Annotated in this window: 18 protein-coding genes; 7 read left to right on the plus strand and 11 right to left on the minus strand. The window is 62.2% G+C overall.

What is annotated here, in order from left to right; genetic code table 11:
* Positions 1 to 33: 33 nt before the first annotated feature.
* Positions 34 to 909, plus strand: a complete 876-nt coding sequence (tsf, locus tag AC2FMM_RS11210; RefSeq protein WP_496682959.1) for a translation elongation factor Ts — start codon at positions 34 to 36, stop codon at positions 907 to 909.
* A 345-nt stretch (positions 910 to 1254) separates the two neighbouring features.
* Here the strand turns inward: tsf and AC2FMM_RS11215 are convergent, their stop codons facing one another.
* From AC2FMM_RS11215 to AC2FMM_RS11225, 3 genes are all read right to left on the minus strand, one after another.
* The gene (locus AC2FMM_RS11215) at positions 1255 to 2007 is read right to left on the minus strand and encodes a helix-turn-helix transcriptional regulator (RefSeq protein ID WP_496682961.1); all 753 of its coding nucleotides are present in this window, start codon (positions 2005 to 2007) and stop codon (positions 1255 to 1257) included.
* Complete coding sequence (gene aroQ, locus AC2FMM_RS11220; RefSeq protein ID WP_496796588.1) at positions 2004 to 2453, minus strand: type II 3-dehydroquinate dehydratase; 450 nt, start codon at positions 2451 to 2453, stop codon at positions 2004 to 2006. The genes AC2FMM_RS11215 and aroQ overlap by 4 nt, the downstream gene beginning before the upstream one ends.
* Positions 2454 to 2579: 126 nt before the next feature.
* Positions 2580 to 3581, minus strand: a complete 1002-nt coding sequence (locus AC2FMM_RS11225) for an NADPH:quinone oxidoreductase family protein (RefSeq protein WP_496684354.1) — start codon at positions 3579 to 3581, stop codon at positions 2580 to 2582.
* Positions 3582 to 3732: 151 nt separating this feature from the next.
* Between AC2FMM_RS11225 and AC2FMM_RS11230 the strand changes: the two genes are divergently transcribed.
* From AC2FMM_RS11230 to AC2FMM_RS11250, 5 genes are read left to right on the plus strand one after another with little or no spacing between them, the layout of a single operon-like run.
* Entirely contained in the window at positions 3733 to 4551 is an 819-nt protein-coding gene (locus AC2FMM_RS11230) for an SDR family NAD(P)-dependent oxidoreductase (RefSeq protein WP_496796589.1), read from the plus strand.
* Positions 4552 to 4575: 24 nt separating this feature from the next.
* A complete protein-coding gene (locus tag AC2FMM_RS11235) occupies positions 4576 to 5613 on the plus strand; it encodes a phosphotransferase (RefSeq protein WP_496795269.1) in 1038 nt (345 codons plus the stop codon).
* A 3-nt stretch (positions 5614 to 5616) separates the two neighbouring features.
* Positions 5617 to 6411 carry an IclR family transcriptional regulator gene (locus AC2FMM_RS11240; protein ID WP_496796590.1) on the plus strand — a complete coding sequence of 265 codons (795 nt, stop codon included), beginning with the start codon at positions 5617 to 5619 and terminating at the stop codon, positions 6409 to 6411.
* Positions 6412 to 6463: 52 nt separating this feature from the next.
* Positions 6464 to 7681, plus strand: a complete 1218-nt coding sequence (locus AC2FMM_RS11245; RefSeq protein WP_496796591.1) for a serine hydrolase domain-containing protein — start codon at positions 6464 to 6466, stop codon at positions 7679 to 7681.
* 52 nt (positions 7682 to 7733) lie between these two features.
* Positions 7734 to 8603: an acyl-CoA thioesterase gene (locus tag AC2FMM_RS11250; protein WP_496796592.1), complete on the plus strand. Its 870-nt coding sequence runs from the start codon at positions 7734 to 7736 to the stop codon at positions 8601 to 8603.
* Here AC2FMM_RS11250 and AC2FMM_RS11255 read toward each other — a convergent pair.
* Positions 8600 to 9367, minus strand: a complete 768-nt coding sequence (locus tag AC2FMM_RS11255; protein WP_496796664.1) for an SDR family oxidoreductase — start codon at positions 9365 to 9367, stop codon at positions 8600 to 8602. The two genes, AC2FMM_RS11250 and AC2FMM_RS11255, sit on opposite strands and share 4 nt — an antisense overlap.
* Positions 9368 to 9496: 129 nt before the next feature.
* Entirely contained in the window at positions 9497 to 10726 is a 1230-nt protein-coding gene (locus AC2FMM_RS11260; RefSeq protein ID WP_496796593.1) for an acyl-CoA dehydrogenase, read from the minus strand.
* Between the two features lie 97 nt (positions 10727 to 10823).
* Here AC2FMM_RS11260 and AC2FMM_RS11265 point away from each other — a divergent pair, with 97 nt between their 5' ends.
* A complete protein-coding gene (locus AC2FMM_RS11265) occupies positions 10824 to 11735 on the plus strand; it encodes a LysR family transcriptional regulator (RefSeq protein ID WP_496796594.1) in 912 nt (303 codons plus the stop codon).
* An 11-nt stretch (positions 11736 to 11746) separates the two neighbouring features.
* On the opposite strand, the gene phoU is transcribed toward AC2FMM_RS11265, so the two are convergent.
* The 6 genes from phoU to AC2FMM_RS11295 form a co-directional block, all read right to left on the minus strand.
* The gene (phoU, locus tag AC2FMM_RS11270; protein WP_496711087.1) at positions 11747 to 12448 is read right to left on the minus strand and encodes a phosphate signaling complex protein PhoU; all 702 of its coding nucleotides are present in this window, start codon (positions 12446 to 12448) and stop codon (positions 11747 to 11749) included.
* A gap of 15 nt (positions 12449 to 12463) precedes the next feature.
* Positions 12464 to 13231 (minus strand): phosphate ABC transporter ATP-binding protein PstB, encoded by a 768-nt coding sequence (pstB, locus tag AC2FMM_RS11275; protein ID WP_496796595.1) that lies wholly within the window; start codon positions 13229 to 13231, stop codon positions 12464 to 12466.
* A 140-nt stretch (positions 13232 to 13371) separates the two neighbouring features.
* A complete protein-coding gene (locus tag AC2FMM_RS11280) occupies positions 13372 to 14418 on the minus strand; it encodes a sensor histidine kinase (RefSeq protein ID WP_496711085.1) in 1047 nt (348 codons plus the stop codon).
* A 16-nt stretch (positions 14419 to 14434) separates the two neighbouring features.
* Entirely contained in the window at positions 14435 to 14968 is a 534-nt protein-coding gene (locus AC2FMM_RS11285) for a gamma carbonic anhydrase family protein (RefSeq protein ID WP_496796596.1), read from the minus strand.
* Positions 14965 to 15606, minus strand: a complete 642-nt coding sequence (gmk, locus tag AC2FMM_RS11290) for a guanylate kinase (RefSeq protein ID WP_496711083.1) — start codon at positions 15604 to 15606, stop codon at positions 14965 to 14967. Before gmk ends, AC2FMM_RS11285 begins: the two co-directional genes overlap by 4 nt.
* Before the next feature lie 16 nt (positions 15607 to 15622).
* A complete protein-coding gene (locus AC2FMM_RS11295; protein WP_496796597.1) occupies positions 15623 to 16513 on the minus strand; it encodes a YicC/YloC family endoribonuclease in 891 nt (296 codons plus the stop codon).
* Positions 16514 to 16691 lie beyond the last annotated feature (178 nt).

A 16691-nucleotide genomic window follows, 5' to 3' on the forward strand; every position in this document is an offset into this window, starting at 1 on the left:
CCCAATCCCATTTGAATTGAGGAGAGCCGAACCATGGCAATCACAGCAGCACTGGTGAAAGAACTGCGCGACGCGACGGGCGCAGGCATGATGGACGCCAAGAAGGCGCTGACCGAAACCAATGGTGACATGGAGGCCGCCGTCGACTGGCTGCGCACCAAGGGTCTGGCCAAAGCGGCCAAGAAATCGGGCCGCACCGCGGCCGAAGGCCTGGTGGCCGTCATCGTCGATGGGGGCAAGGGTGTTGCCGTCGAAGTCAACGCCGAAACCGACTTCGTCGCCAAGAATGCCGAGTTCCAGGAAATGGTCGGCGAGATCGCAAAAGCGGCGCTGAATGTCGACGATGTCGAAGCGCTGAAGGCCGCCGATCTGGGCGGCAAGACCGTTGCCGACATCCTGACCGACAAGATCGCCAAGATCGGCGAGAACATGTCGCTGCGCCGGATGGCCAAGATCGAAGGCGACAGCGTGGTGTCCTATGTGCACAACGCCGCAAACCCCGGCATGGGCAAGATCGGTGTTCTGGTTGCTCTGTCGGGTGGTGACGAAGCAATCGGCAAACAGATTGCTATGCACATCGCCGCCGTGAACCCGGCCGCTCTGTCTGAAGCCGATCTGGATCCGGCCGTGGTCGAGAAGGAAAAGCAGGTTCAGATGGACATCGCCCGCGAATCCGGCAAGCCCGAGCAGGTGATCGAAAAGATGATCGAAGGCCGCATGAAGAAGTTCGTGGCCGAGTCGACCCTGCTGAACCAGCAGTTCGTGGTGAACCCGGACCTGACCGTCGAAGCCGCGGCCAAGGAAGCCGGCGCAACCATCACCGGTTTCGTGCGCCTGGAAGTGGGCGAAGGCATCGTGGTCGAGAAAGAAGACTTTGCCGCCGAGGTCGCCAAGGCCGCGCAAGGCTGACCCGGCCAGCGCCCGGCAATTGTGCCGGGCCAACCAGACCGAACCGGTTGCGCCCCGCGCAGCCGGTTTTTTATAGTGCGAAAGTCGGAAGAAGAATGTCGGGAGGCCTCGCTACTAATGGGGATGGACGAGGCCCCCCGTGATTACCAACAACGGATCGCGGACGAATAAGCGCCCGTCGCCAGAGGTGGTCGAACTGCCTTGGAAATACAAGGATCCGACCCAATGTTCCCTGGCCAAAGCCACCACTCACGGAACGATATTACTGTGCGATTTTGGGGGCGTTCGGGAAAGTCATGTATTCCTTACCCAGCGTCAACTTGAAGTTGGGCGCGGGTGTGCAGGTTAGGCTTCCATGACGAATATCTGATTGTGCAGCGACGCCTTCAGCACGGCCTGGGCCGTGGTTTCGACCGATAGCGCCTCGCGCGCGAGACGCAGGTGTTTTTCGACCGTGGCCGAGGTCAGCCCCATCAGCAGCGCGATGTCCTGCGTCGTCTTGCCGTCTCCGACCCACTCCAGCGCCTCTCGTTGCCGTTTGGTTAGCGCGCGGTTCGGCGGAACATAGGGCAGGGTGAGGATCTTGAGATGCGCGACATTGTTCATGAGCAGGATATCGGCACCATGCTCGGCCCAGATCGCGTCCAATTCGTCCTGCGTGCGGCTCAGCGAGGCCAGCGAGATCGCACCCTTCGAGCGAACCGACACCGAGGTAAAGCTGACCGTGTAACCGACTGTTATTCCCTTGGATTTGTTGAAATCGTAGACCTTGCGCTCCTCGGCCGTCATGGTGCCGCTGGACATCATATCCTGAATCATGCGCCAACTGGCCGCACCTTCGTGATTCAGGGCCCATTTCAGCATCGGCGCGTGGAAATACAGCCCATCGCGCAGGAACCCGTCCATGTATTCCTTGCAGTGGTTGGTCAGGATCACGAAATCTTCGGGATCTCCCAGCGATGTAGGCGTGCGGTATTGAGTATGGCCATACAAAAGCCGATCGAACCCGTATTGCTCCATCTGGTCGGTATGAGCGGCCCAGAGCTCTTCTAGGGTTTTCACATAGCTCAGGAAATTCAGATACTCGCTTAGGTTCATGCGCCCCCCGTGTCCTGCAAATGAGCGGCAAGGGCGTCCAAAGCCAGAACATAGCTCTGTGCGCCGAAACCGCAGATCTGCCCGAGCGCGACCGGCGCGATGTAGGATCTGTGCCGAAAGGATTCGCGTGCATGGATGTTGGACATGTGCACTTCGACCACCGGCAACTGGACGGATGAGATCGCATCCATCAACGCGATCGAGCTGTGCGTGTAGGCGCCGGCGTTCAGGATGATGCCGTCATGGACACCGCGTGCGGCATGAATGGCATCGATCAGCGCGCCCTCGTGGTTGGACTGAAAGGTTTCGACCGTCACGCCGATGGCTTTGCCATGCGCAACGCACTGGTCTTCCAGCATCTGCAGGGTCGTATGGCCATAGACCTCGGGTTGCCGGCTGCCCAGCAGATTCAAATTCGGCCCGTTCAATACAAGAATACTGTGCATTATCATCCTGTCCCCATGCCTTTTCATAACCTTGAATCGCGCATGCGTCTACAAAGCTTGCTCGCATGAGGCGAACAAGGAGAATCGCACTGGCATTTTTGTTTTTCGGTATGGCCGCGTAGGCGTTCAGGCTGTCTCCATCGTGACCACAACTTTCCCGAGCACCGAACGATCCTCGATCAGTTCAAGCGCCTTGCCCGCCTCTTCGAGCGGAAATTTCGCGGTTATACGCGGTCGGATCTTGCCTGCCAGGTACAGTCCGAACAGCTCGTTGACGTTTTCCGCATGGCCCTTGGGGTCACGAAACACCGACGCGCCCCAGAACACGCCGACGATTTCGCAGCCCTTCAAAAGGGGCAGGTTGAGGGGAATATTGGGAATGCCGGCCGGGAACCCGACCACAAGATACCGGCCTTTCCACGCCATCGCCCGCAAGGCGGGTTCGGCATAGTCGCCGCCGACCGCGTCATAGACGATATCGACGCCTTCACCACCCGCAAGTTTCTTGATCTCGGCAGACAGGGCTTTTTGGGCTTCGCGATCCATGTCGCGGGGATAGACTAGGGTTTCGTCTGCGCCCAGGTCGCGGCAGAAATCGGCCTTGTCCTGCGAGGACACCGCAGCAATCACCCGTGCGCCCATGGCTTTGCCCAGTTCCACCGCCGCCGAACCGACGCCGCCCGCGGCGCCCAGCACCAGCAGGGTCTGGCCAGGCCGCAACGCCGCGCGGTCCTTGAGCCCATGATACGAGGTGCCATAGGTGAAAATGAAGCCTGCGGCGTCTTCGTAGGACATAGAATCGGGAAACCTGACGGCGCTGGCGGCCGAAACGCAGATCTGTTCGGCAAAGCCGCCATGCCCGGTCAGGGCCAGCACACGGTCGCCGACCTCCAGATCCGACACGCCATCGCCCAACGCGATCACGTCGCCCGCAATCTCGCCGCCGGGGGCAAATGGGCGGGGCGGCTTCATCTGGTACAGATCGCGGATGATCAGCGTGTCGGGAAAGTTAACGCCGGCGGCGCGGACGCGGACAGCAATCTGACCCTTTTTCGGCGCGGGATCGGGCAGGGTGGTCAGTTTCAGGGTTTCCGGACCGCCCGGGGCGACGCTGAGTAAAGCTTGCATTTGGTATTCCGATCCTCGTCATCTGTTGGCTTGAAGGTCCGATTGCGGCGCGATGTTGTCAAGGAAGTTGTGAAATGCAATTCTGCACAGTGAAACGGATCGCGGCCGATCGGCAGGACGGATCGAAAAATTCGGATTGGGGAGGAGAGCCATGACACCAGACAACCTGTTTTCTCTGAACGGAAAAACGGCGCTGGTTACCGGAGGCGCCACGGGAATCGGGCGCATGGCCGCCGAGGCTTTGGTGCGCGCCGGCGCGCGCGTGCTGATTGCCTCGCGCAAGGGCGCGGACTGCGCGGTCGTGGCCGATGAACTCAACGCGCTGGATGCGCCGGGTCGCGCCGAAGGGTTTGCCGGGGACGTCGGCTGCGAGGCCGGGATCGACGCGCTGGTATCCGAGGTCAACACCCGAACGCAACGTCTTGATATCCTGATGAACAACGCGGGCGTATCCTGGGGCGCACCTTTGGGGCAGTTCCCCTATGACGCGTGGGACAAGGTCATGTCGGTGAACGTAACCGGTGTGTTTCACCTGACGCAGAAACTGCTGCCGCTGTTGATCAAGTCCGGGTCCGATGATGACCCGGCCCGGGTGGTCAATGTCGGCTCGGTCATGGGCGAGGTTCCGATGGGCGATGGCGCCTACAGCTATTCGGCCTCGAAAGCGGCGGTGATCCACCTGACCAAGATCCTCGCCAAAGAGCTGTCGCCCCACCGCGTCACCGTCAATGCGTTGGCACCGGGGCCGTTCGTATCGCGGATGACCGCCTTTGCTACGGCGGACGAGGACAAACGCGAGAAGGTCGGGAAATCGGTGCCGCTGGGCCGTGTGGGTCGTGATGAGGACATCGCGGGATCGATGCTGTTTTTGTGCGGGCGCGGCGGCAGCTATGTGACAGGCGCCGTGATTCCCGTCTCGGGCGGTATCAACGTTCTGACCGGCGGGAACATCTTTGCCGAAGCCATGTAACGGTCGCGGAACAGGACGGGTGACATGACCCAAGACTCCAACGAACTGGACCTCGCTGCGGTCGATGCCTATCTCGGCGCGCATCTGCCGGGCTATCGCGGCCCGCTCGACGCCACCAAATTCGCGGTCGGGCAATCCAACCCGACCTACGAATTGCGGACACCGGAACGGCGCTATGTCCTGCGGCGCAAACCGCCGGGCGCGTTGCTGAAATCCGCCCACGCCGTTGACCGCGAATACCGGGTGCAACGCGCTTTGGCCGACAGCAATGTGCCTGTGCCGCGCATGTTGCTGTTGTGCGAAGACGAGTCGGTGATCGGCTCGGCCTTCTACGTCATGGAGCGGCTTGAGGGGCGCATCTTCCTTGAACCCACGATGAAAGGCGAAAGCAACGAAACCCGCGCCGCGATCCTGCACGAGATGAACCGGGTGCTGGCCGAGTTGCACATGGTCGACATCGATGCGGTCGGCCTGTCAGATTATGGGCCGACGGGCAACTACTATGAACGGCAGATCTCGCGCTGGACCAAACAGTACCGCGCATCCGAGACCAGTACCATCGGTGACATGGATCGGTTGATCGGCGCGCTGACCGCCTCGATCCCCGAGGAGGACGGGCAGAGAACGCTTGTTCACGGTGACTACCGTATCGACAATCTGATGTTTGACACCGTCGGCACCCGCTGCGTGGGCGTTCTGGATTGGGAGTTGTCGACGATCGGCCACCCCTATGCCGATCTGGCCGCGGTCATCATGCAATGGCAGATGCCGCCCGGAAAAGAGGGGCGCGGCCTGGCCGGCATAGACCGCGCAGCGCTTGGACTTCCGTCCGATGCGGAATTCATCGCCGAATACTGTGCCCGGCGCGGGTTGTCAGGAATCGACAATTTCGGCTTTTACCTGGCGTTCAATTTCTTCAGGATGGCGGCCATCCTTCAGGGGGTCTACAAACGGGCGCTGGACGGCAATGCATCCGACCCGACCCGCGCACAGGCTTTCGGCGCATATGTTCCGATCTTCGCCCAACACGGGCTTGCGGCCCTGGAATCGCGGGGCGATTGACCAGTGACCACCCGTCGGGCACAGCTGGAACCAGATGAAAAGGACCGCAACTTCGTCACGGCCCTGGCTCGGGGGCTGCAGATCCTGCGGGCATTCCGGCACGGCGATACCGCGCTGACCAATACCGACTTTGCCGACCGCACCGGCCTGCCAAAGCCGACCATTTCCCGGTTGACGCATACGCTGTGCCAATTGGGGTACCTGGTGCATGATCAGCCCGGCGGCGCCTATCGTCTGGGGGTCGGAGTTCTGCGGCTGGGCTTCGGCGTTCTGGGCAGCACCGATATCTGCGAACGCGCTGGCGAGGTTCTGCGTGAACTGCGCGCCGGCGCCAACCCATATCTGACGGCGGCCCTGGGCGAAGCGCACCGGGCCGAGGTCGTTTATGTAGCCGTCAGCCGATCCACCCAGAACGTCGCGCTGACGATGCATGTCGGTTCACGGTTGCCGCTGTTCTCGTCGGCGATGGGGCGCGCCATTCTGGTGGGCATGACCCCCGATCAACGCGCCGCCGCCGTCGAAGCGGCCCAGCAGGATCTGGGGCTGCAACGCGACGATCTGCAGCGATCGATAGAAATGGCGCAGGATGAATATGTTGCGCGCGGATATTGCACCGGTTTTTCGCTGTGGCGGGATGACGTGCACGCAATTTCGGTGCCGGTTCCTTCGGCGGATGACGGGCGGGTGTTCGGCCTGAACATCGGCGGCCCGAGCTTTTATGTGACGCCCGAAGAACTTGCCTCTGAACACGCCGCCAAGCTGATCGACGCGGCCAGGCAACTGAGTCTGCGGCCATGACGGTTGCCACACGCCCCTGCATTGGTGGATTTACTATCAGGGAGGTCGCGCCATGACCTTTGCCCCTACACGGCTGGAACGCATCAATTCCTGGATGCAAGCCTATGTCGATAGGAAAAAATATCCCGGCTGCTCGGTTCTGCTGCGCCACGGCGGCGACGAGGTGCATTTTCACGCTTGCGGTCAGCGCAACATCGAGGCGGGCTTGCCTTTCAGGCGCGACACGATCGTGCGCATCTATTCCATGACCAAGCCGTTCACCTCGGTTGCGTTGATGATGCTGGCAGAACGGGGACTGTTTCACCTAGATGCCCCGGTGTCCGAGTTTTTGCCCGAATTCTTGGACATGCAGGCGCTGATCCCGAATGCGACGCGGTTGGATCAGACCGAACCGGCGCCGTCGCCGACGCTGCACCAATTGCTGACCCATACCAGTGGGCTGAGCTACCCGTTCAATCCGGGCCTTCTGCCGGCGGAGATGGACGCGCGCGACCTGATGTTCAAGCCCGATCAAGGCTGCCTTGCCGATCAGGTGCAGGCGCTGGCCGACCTGCCGCTGGCCTTTCAACCGGGCGCGCGATGGGAATACTCGGTTGGCATCGACGTGATCGGGCGCGTGATCGAGGTTGCATCGGGCCAGACTCTGGACCGGTTCCTGGCTGAAAACGTATTTGCGCCGCTGGGCATGACGGAAACCGGGTTTTCCGTTCCCACGGGGGCAGGGGAGCAGTTCGCGTCCCTGTACACCCCGCTTGAGGGCGACGCGATGGCGCTGAATGCCGCCAAAGCAGGCAATGAGACGCTGCGGTTGGTCGATCAGCCCGGCGAGTCGGCCTTCGAGGCAGCTACGCTGTTTTCCGGTGGCGGCGGGCTGGTCGGTACCATCGACGACTATGCCCGCTTCGCCGATATGCTGCGCAACCAGGGCACCGGTAACGGCAATCGCCTGCTGGGGCCGAAAACCGTGGATTTCATGCTGCGCAACCACTTGCCGGGCGACATTGCATCAATGGGACCGCAGAGTTTCGCCGAACAGCCGATGGAGGGCATGGGGTTCGGCATCGGCGGTGCAGTGGTTTTGGACCCGGCCCGCGCCCGCACGCCCGGCTCGGTCGGAGATTTCAGTTGGGGCGGCATGGCGTCCACATTTTTCTGGATCGACCCGGTTCTCGATCTGACCGTGGTGTTCTTCACGCAACTGGCACCGTCCAGTTCCTATCCGTCGCGATCTCAGTTGAAGGCGCTGGTCCAGGCCGCCCTGATTGAATGACCGTCGCGGGGCTGCTAGGCGAGGCCTTAACCGTGATTCCGGAGACAAGCCCATGACCGAAGCCGAACGCATTCTGCTGGATCTGCTGGATATCGAACGCCTCGAGGTGGACCTGTTCCGCGGCGTGGGCTCGGGCGGAGAAACGCCAACGCGGATTTTCGGCGGCCAGGTGATCGCCCAGGCTCTGGCGGCGGCCTACAAGACGGTCGAGGACCGGCTGTGCCATTCGTTGCACGCCTATTTCATCCGCCCCGGTGACCCGGATATTCCGGTTGTTTATCAAGTGGATCGCGCACGAGACGGAGGCAGTTTCACAACCCGTCGCGTGGTGGCGATTCAGCACGGCAAGCAGATCCTGAACATGTCGGCCTCGTTCCACATTCAGGATGAGGGTTGGGAGCACCAACACCCGATGCCGGATGTCGCGCCGCCCGAAAAGCACCCCTCGCGCGATGACCTGCGGCAGCGGTATCTTACCCGCGTACCGAACCATCTGCGCGCGGAATTGCTGCGTGAACGCCCGATCGAAGTGCGAGAGGTCGATCCGCTGGACATCTTTCAACCCGTAAAGGCCGATGACCGCAATTTCCTGTGGTTCCGCATGGGCGCCGCCGATCAGGCCGATCACGTCACGCAGCACCTTCTGCTGGCCTATGCCTCCGACATGGCGCTGCTGAGCTCGGGGATGAGGCCGCATGGTCTGAGTTGGTTCTCCGGAGAGATCAACGGCGCCAGCCTGGACCATGCGATCTGGTTCCACGCGCCGGTGCAATTCCAGAACTGGCACCTCTACGCGATGGATGCGCCGTGGACGGGGCAGGGGCGCAGCTTCAACCGCGGTGCGATCTATGCGCAGGACGGCACGCTGGTGGCGTCGGTCGCGCAGGAAGGCCTGCTGCGACGCACCCGAAAACCGCGTTAGATATCTCCGACAAACTTTTGATTAAGCTTCCGCATTCCGCTCAGCCAGCGGTCATAATCAGCGATTTTCAGCCGCATGTAGTCCAGAACCTGCGGATGCGGAAGCACCAGAAAAGTCTCGGCTCGGATGGCCTCGACGCAGGCCTGGGCCACGTCCTCGGGCTCGAGCATTCCGTCGATCGAGGCGACCGAGTCCTCGAACCCCTTGGTCATTTCCGAGCGTACCGCCTGGGGGCATAGGACCGAAACGCGGATACCCTTGTCGCCATAGGTCAGCGCCAGCCATTCGGCAAAACCCACGGCCGCGTGTTTGGTCACGCCATAAGGCGCCGCGCCGGGCTGGTTCAGCAGACCGGCGGCGGAAGCGGTCGTCAGGATATAGCCGCCACCGCGCGCGACCATGCGCGGCACCAGATGACGGGCCGTCCAGACATGCGACATCACGTTGATCTTCCAAATCCGGTCCCAGTGGTCGTCGGGCACGTTCAGTCCGCCCAAGGTCAGGATCCCGGCATTAGCACAGAATAGATCGATCGGGCCGACCGAGGCCTCGACGTTGTCGATCAGATCGCGGATGTCATCCTCATTGGCAACGTCGCATCGGATCGCATGACCACCAATGGTGCTGGCAACCATCTGGGCGCCATCCAGATCAATATCGGCGCAGACGACCCGGGCGCCTTCGCGGGCGAAGCGCTCGGCCAATCCTTTGCCAATTCCATGGGCCGCGCCGGTGATGACAGCGATCTTGTCCTGCAATTCCATGTCGTGTTCCGCCTTCATTGGTTTCGCTGTCGACGGTAACAGCATGAAATCACGCCGCCAACGTGGACGTGGCGGCGTTGACACTACCTAAATTTACCATAATACCGATTACGCGTAATTCGTGTGGGATCAGTAGAAAGCCTGCAAACCGGTCTGTGCCCGCCCCAGGATCAAGGCGTGGACATCATGCGTGCCTTCATAGGTATTCACAGTTTCCAGGTTGACCATGTGCCGGATCACCTGGAATTCCAGCGAGATCCCGTTCCCACCATGCATGTCGCGGGCCATGCGCGCGATGTCCAGCGCCTTGCCGCAATTGTTGCGCTTGATGATCGAGATCATCTCGGGCGCGGCTTCGGCCTGATCCATCAGGCGCCCGACCCGCAGGCTGGCCTGCAGGCCCAACGCGATCTCAGTCTGCATGTCGGCCAGCTTCTTCTGGAACAGCTGCGTCTGGGCCAGCGGACGGTTGAACTGTTTGCGATCCAGCCCATATTGCCGTGCCGCGTGCCAACAGCACTCGGCCGCGCCCATCACGCCCCAGCTGATACCATAGCGTGCGCGGTTCAGACAGCCGAACGGCCCCTTGAGACCCTGAACATGCGGCAACAGCGCGTCCTCGCCGACTTCGACGCCGTCCAGAACGATCTCGCCGGTGATTGAAGCACGCAGGCTGAGCTTGTTCTCGATCTTGGGCGCGCTGAGCCCTTTGGCGCCTTTGTCCAGCACGAAACCGCGGATCTTGCCGTCATGCGCATCGGACTTGGCCCAGACGACGAACACGTCGGCGATCGGCGCGTTCGAAATCCACATCTTGCTGCCGGTCAACCGATAGCCGCCGTCGATCTTCTCGGCCCGGGTCTTCATCCCGGCCGGATCCGATCCGGCATCCGGCTCGGTCAGTCCGAAACAGCCGATCCATTCGCCGCTGGCCAGTTTGGGCAGGTATTTGCGGCGCTGCTCCTCGCTGCCATAAGCATAGATTGGATACATCACCAGCGAGCTTTGCACCGACATCATAGAGCGATAGCCGGAATCCACGCGCTCGACCTCGCGCGCGACCAGGCCATAGGTCACATAGCCCGCGCCGATGCCGCCATATTCCTCGGGGATCGTGGTGCCCAGCAGGCCCATTTCGCCCATCTCGCGAAAGATCTCGGGGTCGGTTTCCTCATTCTGGAAAGCAGCCGTGACCCGAGGCTGCAGCTTTTCCTGCGCATAAGCGCGGGCGCTGTCGGCCACCAGGCGTTCGTCCTCGGTCAGTTGATCGTTCAGGCGGAACGGATCATCCCAGGCAAATCGGCCCAGATCGGGCGCATCCTTGGCGCGCAGCGCAGGTTTTGTATCGGGGGCATTCATGTCTTCGCTCCGGATTTCAAGGTTTGCCGCACCCTACCCCGCAATTTGCGCAAAATACAGCGAGACATTTGCAAGGTTTCATGAGTAAAACGCATGGATGGAGACCAAACGCCGCCTGTTCCCTTCGATTTCATCCCTGCGCGCGCTCGAGGCACTGGATCGGCTTGGCTCGGCCTCGGCCGCCGCGGACGAACTGTCCTTGACCCAAAGTGCGGTCAGCCGGCAATTGCAGACCCTCGAGGCGCAGCTGGGCGTTCGCTTGATCCAGCGTGACCGGAAACGGCTGACGCTGACCTCGGCGGCTCGGGAGTATGTGGCCGAGATCCGTCAAAGCCTGAACCAGATCGCGCAGGCTTCGTTGCGGCTGCATGTGACGCCGGCGGGCGGCACATTGCAGTTGGCCATTCTTCCGACCTTCGGAATGCGCTGGCTGGTACCACGCTTGCCCGATTTTGCGCGGCTGCATCCCGACATCACGATCAATATGTCGACCCGGCTGCGCCCGTTCAATTTTTCCGCCGAACCCTTTGATGCAGCGATACATTTCGGCGAACCGGATTGGCCCGGAACCGAGCGGCTGCTGCTGAAGGTCGAGCGTGTCGTCCCGGTGTGTGCGCCCGCGCTGCTGCCGTCCGGTGCGCCGAAGGATGCGGCAAAGTTGCTGAAACTGCCTTTGCTGCACATTCAGACCCGACCGCGCGCCTGGCAGGACTGGTTCGCCCAGCAGGGCATTACAGCGCCCAGCCCCCTGCCCGGTACCGTCCATGACCAATTCACCACCATCAACCAGGCGGCGGTTCACGGGTTGGGTGTGGCGCTGCTGCCCAGCTATCTGATTGAGCAGGATTTGGCCACCGGGCGGCTGATCACCGCCTTTTCGGGCGCCGTCGAGACGATGGGCGCCTATTTCCTGGTCTGGCCCAGCACGAAGTCAGGCGATCCGTCGCTGCGCGAATTCCGGCACTGGCTGGGATCGCAGGCCCAAAACGAAGAAACCCTGCCCCGCTGATCGCGCCGCGTTCAGACGGTTTGCGATGTCGTGTCCGCCTTGGGCCGCGACTCGGTCGGACGCTCGCCGGTGACAAGATAGATCACCTGCTCGGCGATCGCCGTCACGTGGTCGCCCATGCGCTCGGTGTTCTTGGCGATGAAATGCAGATGCATGCAGGCCGTGATGTTGCGCGGGTCCTCGGCCATGAAGGTCAGAAGCTCGCGGAACAGGCCGTTGTACATCAGGTCCACGTCCTCGTCGCGTCGGATGACGTCCTGCGCCAGTTCGGAGTCGCGCTGGATATAGGCGTCGAGCGCATCACGCAGCATCGTTTCGACATCTCGCGCCATACGGCGCAGCGCGGCCGCGCTGCTGCCGATATGCGGGGCCTCGACCAGCGTGGTCGTGCGCTTGGCGATGTTCTTGGCATAGTCGCCGATGCGCTCAAGGTTGCCCGACACTTTCAGCACCGACAGCACAAGCCGCAGGTCGCCGGCCGTGGGCGCGCGCAGGGCGATCAACCGCGCCGTTTCTTCATTGATCATGTCCTCGAGCGCGTCGATCTCCTTGTCGCCCTGACGCACCTGCTGGGCCAGTTCTTCGTCGCGTGTCTCGAGCGACCGGGCGGCGTTGCTGATGGCGACTTCGACCAGACCGCCCATCTTCATGATATGGGCTTGGACAGCTTCAAGATCGCGGTCGAATGCAGAGGCGATATGTTGTTCACTCATGGCGTATTCCTGTCCTCAGCCGATGCGGCCGGTAATATAGCTTTCGGTTCTCGGGTCCTGGGGCTTGGTGAAGATCTGGCCGGTGTCACCGTATTCGACAAGGCTGCCCAGGTGGAAAAACGCGGTTTTCTGGCTGACGCGGGCGGCCTGCTGCATCGAATGGGTCACGATCACCACCGAGAACCGCTCGCGCAGTTCGTCGATCAGTTCTTCCACCTGCGCGGTGGCGATCGGGTCCAGTGCCGAGCATGGCTCGTCCATCAACAGCACCTCGGGCGAGGTGGCGATGGCGCGGGCGATGCACAGGCGCTGCTGCTGGCCGCCCGACAGCCCGGTGCCGGGCGCATCCAGGCGGTCCTTGACCTCGTCCCAGATGGCACCGCGGCGCAGGGATTTTTCCACGATCTCGTCCAGCTCGGCCTTGGTCTTGGCCAGGCCGTGGATGCGCGGGCCGTAGGCGATGTTGTCATAGATCGACTTGGGGAACGGGTTGGGTTTCTGGAACACCATTCCCACCCGCGCCCGCAACTGCACCGGGTCGACACTCTTGTCATAGATGTTTTCGCCATCCAGCCGGATATCACCTTCAACCCGGCAGATGTCGATCGTGTCGTTCATTCGGTTGAGGCAGCGAAGGAACGTCGACTTGCCGCAGCCCGACGGCCCGATGAAGGCCGTGACCGTTTTGTCCTCGATTTCGACGTTCACGTCCTTGATGGCATGCGTGTCGCCGTAGTGGACATTGACGTCCCGCGCCGAGATCTTGATCGTTTTTTCGCCCACTTCCTGCTCCGCTCGCGCCAGTTTATCCGGTTGCCGCAGGTAAAGACGCACATTGCCGAAAGGGCGTCCCCCGCAACCGGGCCATCGCATGCCGGGCGGTCAAAGGTCAAGCTTTGCCGCTTGTGCGGGGATCGGATCGATCACAGCGGCAGAATGACCGTAAACACCGCGCCCTTGCCCAGATCGCTCTCGACCCGCAGCCGGCCCCGATGCCGGTTGACGATATGTTTCACGATGGCCAGGCCCAGGCCCGTGCCGCCCAGTTGCCGCGACCGGTGGCTGTCGGCGCGATAGAACCGCTCGGTCAGGCGCGGCAGGTGTACCGGGTCGATGCCCGGGCCCTTGTCGATGACCTGAACCCGAACCGCAGCGCCGCGGACCGCCGGATCGCGCTCGGCAACCGCAACCCGCAGTTCGACGCTGCCGCCGCTGCCGCCATACTTGATCGCGTTCTCGACCAGATTCGTGAACACCTGCCGCAACTGGTCGGCGTCTCCGGGCAGGTGCACCGGCGCCTCGGGCGTCGTCAGAGCCAGCGTCACGCCCGCGCTCTCGGCCAGGGGGCGCAGAGTGGCCAAGGTGGACTCCAGCACTTCGGTCAGGTTCAGCCGTTCCGTCGGGCGCACCCTCTCTTCGCTTTCGACCCGGTTCAACGACAGCAAGTCCCCGACCAGCCGGTTCATGCGGCTGGCCTCGTCGGCCATGATCTGCAGGAACCTGTCCCGCGCGGCAGGGTCGTCGCGGGCCGGGCCGCGCAGGGTTTCAATGAACCCCATCAGGGCCGTCAGCGGCGTGCGCAGCTCATGGCTGACATTGGCCACGAAATCCCGGCGCATCTGCCGCGCCTGTTCCAGATGGGTCACGTCCAAGAAACTGGCCAGAACAGCACCGGCCGACACAGCGCCGACACCATCAATGTAACGGCAGTGGACCTGGAAGGTGGTGTCCTGCGCCCCGTCATTGGCCAGGTGCCGCGCGCTGGCCGACCCCTTGGCGCGCAGGCTCTTCTCGATCGCTTCGACGACCGGCGGCTGGCGCAGGATTGTGGCGAAGTGCCGGTTGTCGAGATTGCGCCCCAACAGGGTTCTGGCTTCGGCGTTCGCGGCGATAATCCGCTCGGTCTGGTCGATCACAAGCGCTGGCATCGGCACGGCCGAAACGAATTCGGCAAGGTTGGCATCGGACATGAATGGCCCCTTGCGTTTAGTCTCCGGCACGCACGGGTTTCAGGCCGTCGCGGAATTTGCGCATGTTGTTCTGATAGTGCAGCGCGCTGAGCGCGATCTGCTGCGCTGCCGCCTCGTCCAGTTCGCGCACCACTTTGCCGGGCGCACCCATGACCAGTGAATTGTCCGGGATTTCCTTGCCTTCGGTGATCAGGGCGCCGGCCCCGATCAGGCAGTTCCGCCCGATCTTGGCGCCGTTCAGCACGATCGCCCCCATCCCGATCAGGCTGTTGTCGCCGATCGTGCAGCCGTGCAGCATAACCTTGTGGCCGATCGTACAATTCTTGCCGATGGTCAGCGGAAACCCGGCATCGATATGCATCACGCAGTTTTCCTGCACGTTGCTGCCCTGCCCCACGCGAATCTCCTCGTGATCGGCGCGGATCGTGCAGCCGAACCAGACCGAGGCGCCCTGTTCCAGCACCACCTTGCCGATCAGGTTGGCATCGGGGGCTACCCAGGTGTCCTCGTGGATTTGCGGGGCGTAATCGCCCAGGGCATAGATCGTCATTTCATGCTCTCGAATTCTTGCTGCAAGGCGCGGACGTGCTCTTGCAGCTTGGGTTGCTGGATCCGCCGCATCCGCTCGGCGCTGACGATGGTTTTCAGCTTGTCCTCGGTCGCATCCAGATCGTCGTTGATCAGCACATAGTCGTAATAGCCCCAATGGCTGATCTCGTCCCAGCTTTTCATCATGCGCTTGGCGATCACCTCGGGCGCGTCCTGCCCGCGTGTTTCAAGCCTGCGGCGCAGTTCCTTGATCGAGGGCGGCAGGATGAAGATCGACAGCGCGTGCTTGCCCAGTTCCGAGTTGCGGATCTGCACCTCGCCCTGCCAGTCCACGTCGAACAGCACGTCCCGGCCGCTTTGGATCGCTTCGCGAACCGGGTCGGCGGGCGAGCCGTAGAAATTGCCGAAGACATGCGCGTGTTCCAGCATCTGCCCGCTGGCAACCTGCTGACGAAACTCGTCCTCGGACAGAAAGTAGTAGTCCGTCCCGTGAACCTCGCCCGGGCGGGGCTTGCGCGTCGTCGCTGAAACCGAGAACTGAAGATCGGGGTCCCAGTTCATCAGCCGATGGGCCAGCGTCGATTTACCCGCGCCCGAAGGCGACGACAGAATGATGAGAAGGCCCCGGCGATCCGCCATCTGTGATTGTCCTTGTTTATTCAACGTTTTGTACCTGTTCGCGCAACTGGTCTATCACCGCCTTTAACTCCAGGCCAACCGCCGTCAGCTCGGCGTTCTGCGATTTGGAGCATAAAGTGTTGGCCTCGCGGTTGAACTCCTGCGCCAGAAAATCCAGCTTGCGGCCCACCGGGCCGTCCTGCGCCAGCAGCGCCCGTGCCGCGGCGACATGGGCGGTCAGCCGATCGAGCTCTTCGGTGATGTCGGATTTCACGGCGATCAGCGCAAGTTCTTGGGCCACGCGGTCCGGGTCGGCACCCTGGGCGTTGTCCAGAACTCGGGCCAGATTCTGACGCAGCGCAACGGCCATCGCGTCGGCGCGGGCCTGGGCCAGATCGACGGCTTTCGCGGTCAGCGCCTCGATCCGGTCCAGATGTTCGGCCAGGACCGCAGCAAGGGCCTCGCCTTCGGTACGGCGCATCTCGATGAAATCCGCCAGCAGTTTTCCGAACGCGGCCTTCAGCGCCTCGACTAGTGGCGCGGGGTCATCGTCTTCGGCGCTGGTATCCAGCATCCCTTTCAGCGCTAACAGGTCGCCGGCCCGCGTGGGAGCCAGGGAAACGCCCTGTTGCGCCGCAAGTTCCTCAGCCCGCGCGATCGCCGAAAGCGCCGCGCGCATCGCCGGTTCGTTCAGGCTCAGGTCGGTGGCCGATTCCTGCCGCGTGATGCGCAGGTTCAGCGTTACGTTGCCGCGGCTGATCATGCGCGACAGCTCGGCCCGCAGCGCCGCTTCGAGCCCGGTCAGCCACTCGGGCACCCGCAGCCGCATGTCCAGCCCCTTGCCGTTCACGCTGCGCAGTTCCCAGCTCCAGCCATGCGGCCCGCAGCCCCCTTTGCCCGAAGCAAAACCCGTCATGGATTTGATCATGCCTGCCCTTTCCGACTTTCGCCCTGCGCTGCTGCACCTAATGCCATCGCACCGGTCAGGGCAAGGGTTTGCTGATGGCTGACTTCATCCGGACAAGTTAACCATTCGTTAAAGATTTGCTCCAATTTTAAGTAAACCCGTGTCAATCTGTCAGTCACAAGGACAGGTCGGTTGCAGT

The organism is Ruegeria sp. BHSC043, from assembly GCF_059612985.1.

Bases quoted from the DNA above. Each gene is read 5' to 3' on its own strand.
- phoU (WP_496711087.1), bottom strand. From the start codon at position 12,448: ATGAGTGAACAACATATCGCCTCTGCATTCGACCGCGATCTTGAAGCT.
- AC2FMM_RS11255 (WP_496796664.1), bottom strand. From the start codon at position 9,367: ATGGAATTGCAGGACAAGATCGCTGTCATCACCGGCGCGGCCCATGGA.
- AC2FMM_RS11295 (WP_496796597.1), bottom strand. From the start codon at position 16,513: ATGATCAAATCCATGACGGGTTTTGCTTCGGGCAAAGGGGGCTGCGGG.
- AC2FMM_RS11235 (WP_496795269.1), top strand. From the start codon at position 4,576: ATGACCCAAGACTCCAACGAACTGGACCTCGCTGCGGTCGATGCCTAT.
- aroQ (WP_496796588.1), bottom strand. From the start codon at position 2,453: ATGCACAGTATTCTTGTATTGAACGGGCCGAATTTGAATCTGCTGGGC.
- AC2FMM_RS11230 (WP_496796589.1), top strand. From the start codon at position 3,733: ATGACACCAGACAACCTGTTTTCTCTGAACGGAAAAACGGCGCTGGTT.
- AC2FMM_RS11250 (WP_496796592.1), top strand. From the start codon at position 7,734: ATGACCGAAGCCGAACGCATTCTGCTGGATCTGCTGGATATCGAACGC.
- AC2FMM_RS11285 (WP_496796596.1), bottom strand. From the start codon at position 14,968: ATGACGATCTATGCCCTGGGCGATTACGCCCCGCAAATCCACGAGGAC.
- AC2FMM_RS11280 (WP_496711085.1), bottom strand. From the start codon at position 14,418: ATGTCCGATGCCAACCTTGCCGAATTCGTTTCGGCCGTGCCGATGCCA.
- AC2FMM_RS11265 (WP_496796594.1), top strand. From the start codon at position 10,824: ATGGAGACCAAACGCCGCCTGTTCCCTTCGATTTCATCCCTGCGCGCG.
- gmk (WP_496711083.1), bottom strand. From the start codon at position 15,606: ATGGCGGATCGCCGGGGCCTTCTCATCATTCTGTCGTCGCCTTCGGGC.
- tsf (WP_496682959.1), top strand. From the start codon at position 34: ATGGCAATCACAGCAGCACTGGTGAAAGAACTGCGCGACGCGACGGGC.
- AC2FMM_RS11245 (WP_496796591.1), top strand. From the start codon at position 6,464: ATGACCTTTGCCCCTACACGGCTGGAACGCATCAATTCCTGGATGCAA.
- AC2FMM_RS11260 (WP_496796593.1), bottom strand. From the start codon at position 10,726: ATGAATGCCCCCGATACAAAACCTGCGCTGCGCGCCAAGGATGCGCCC.
- AC2FMM_RS11215 (WP_496682961.1), bottom strand. From the start codon at position 2,007: ATGAACCTAAGCGAGTATCTGAATTTCCTGAGCTATGTGAAAACCCTA.
- AC2FMM_RS11225 (WP_496684354.1), bottom strand. From the start codon at position 3,581: ATGCAAGCTTTACTCAGCGTCGCCCCGGGCGGTCCGGAAACCCTGAAA.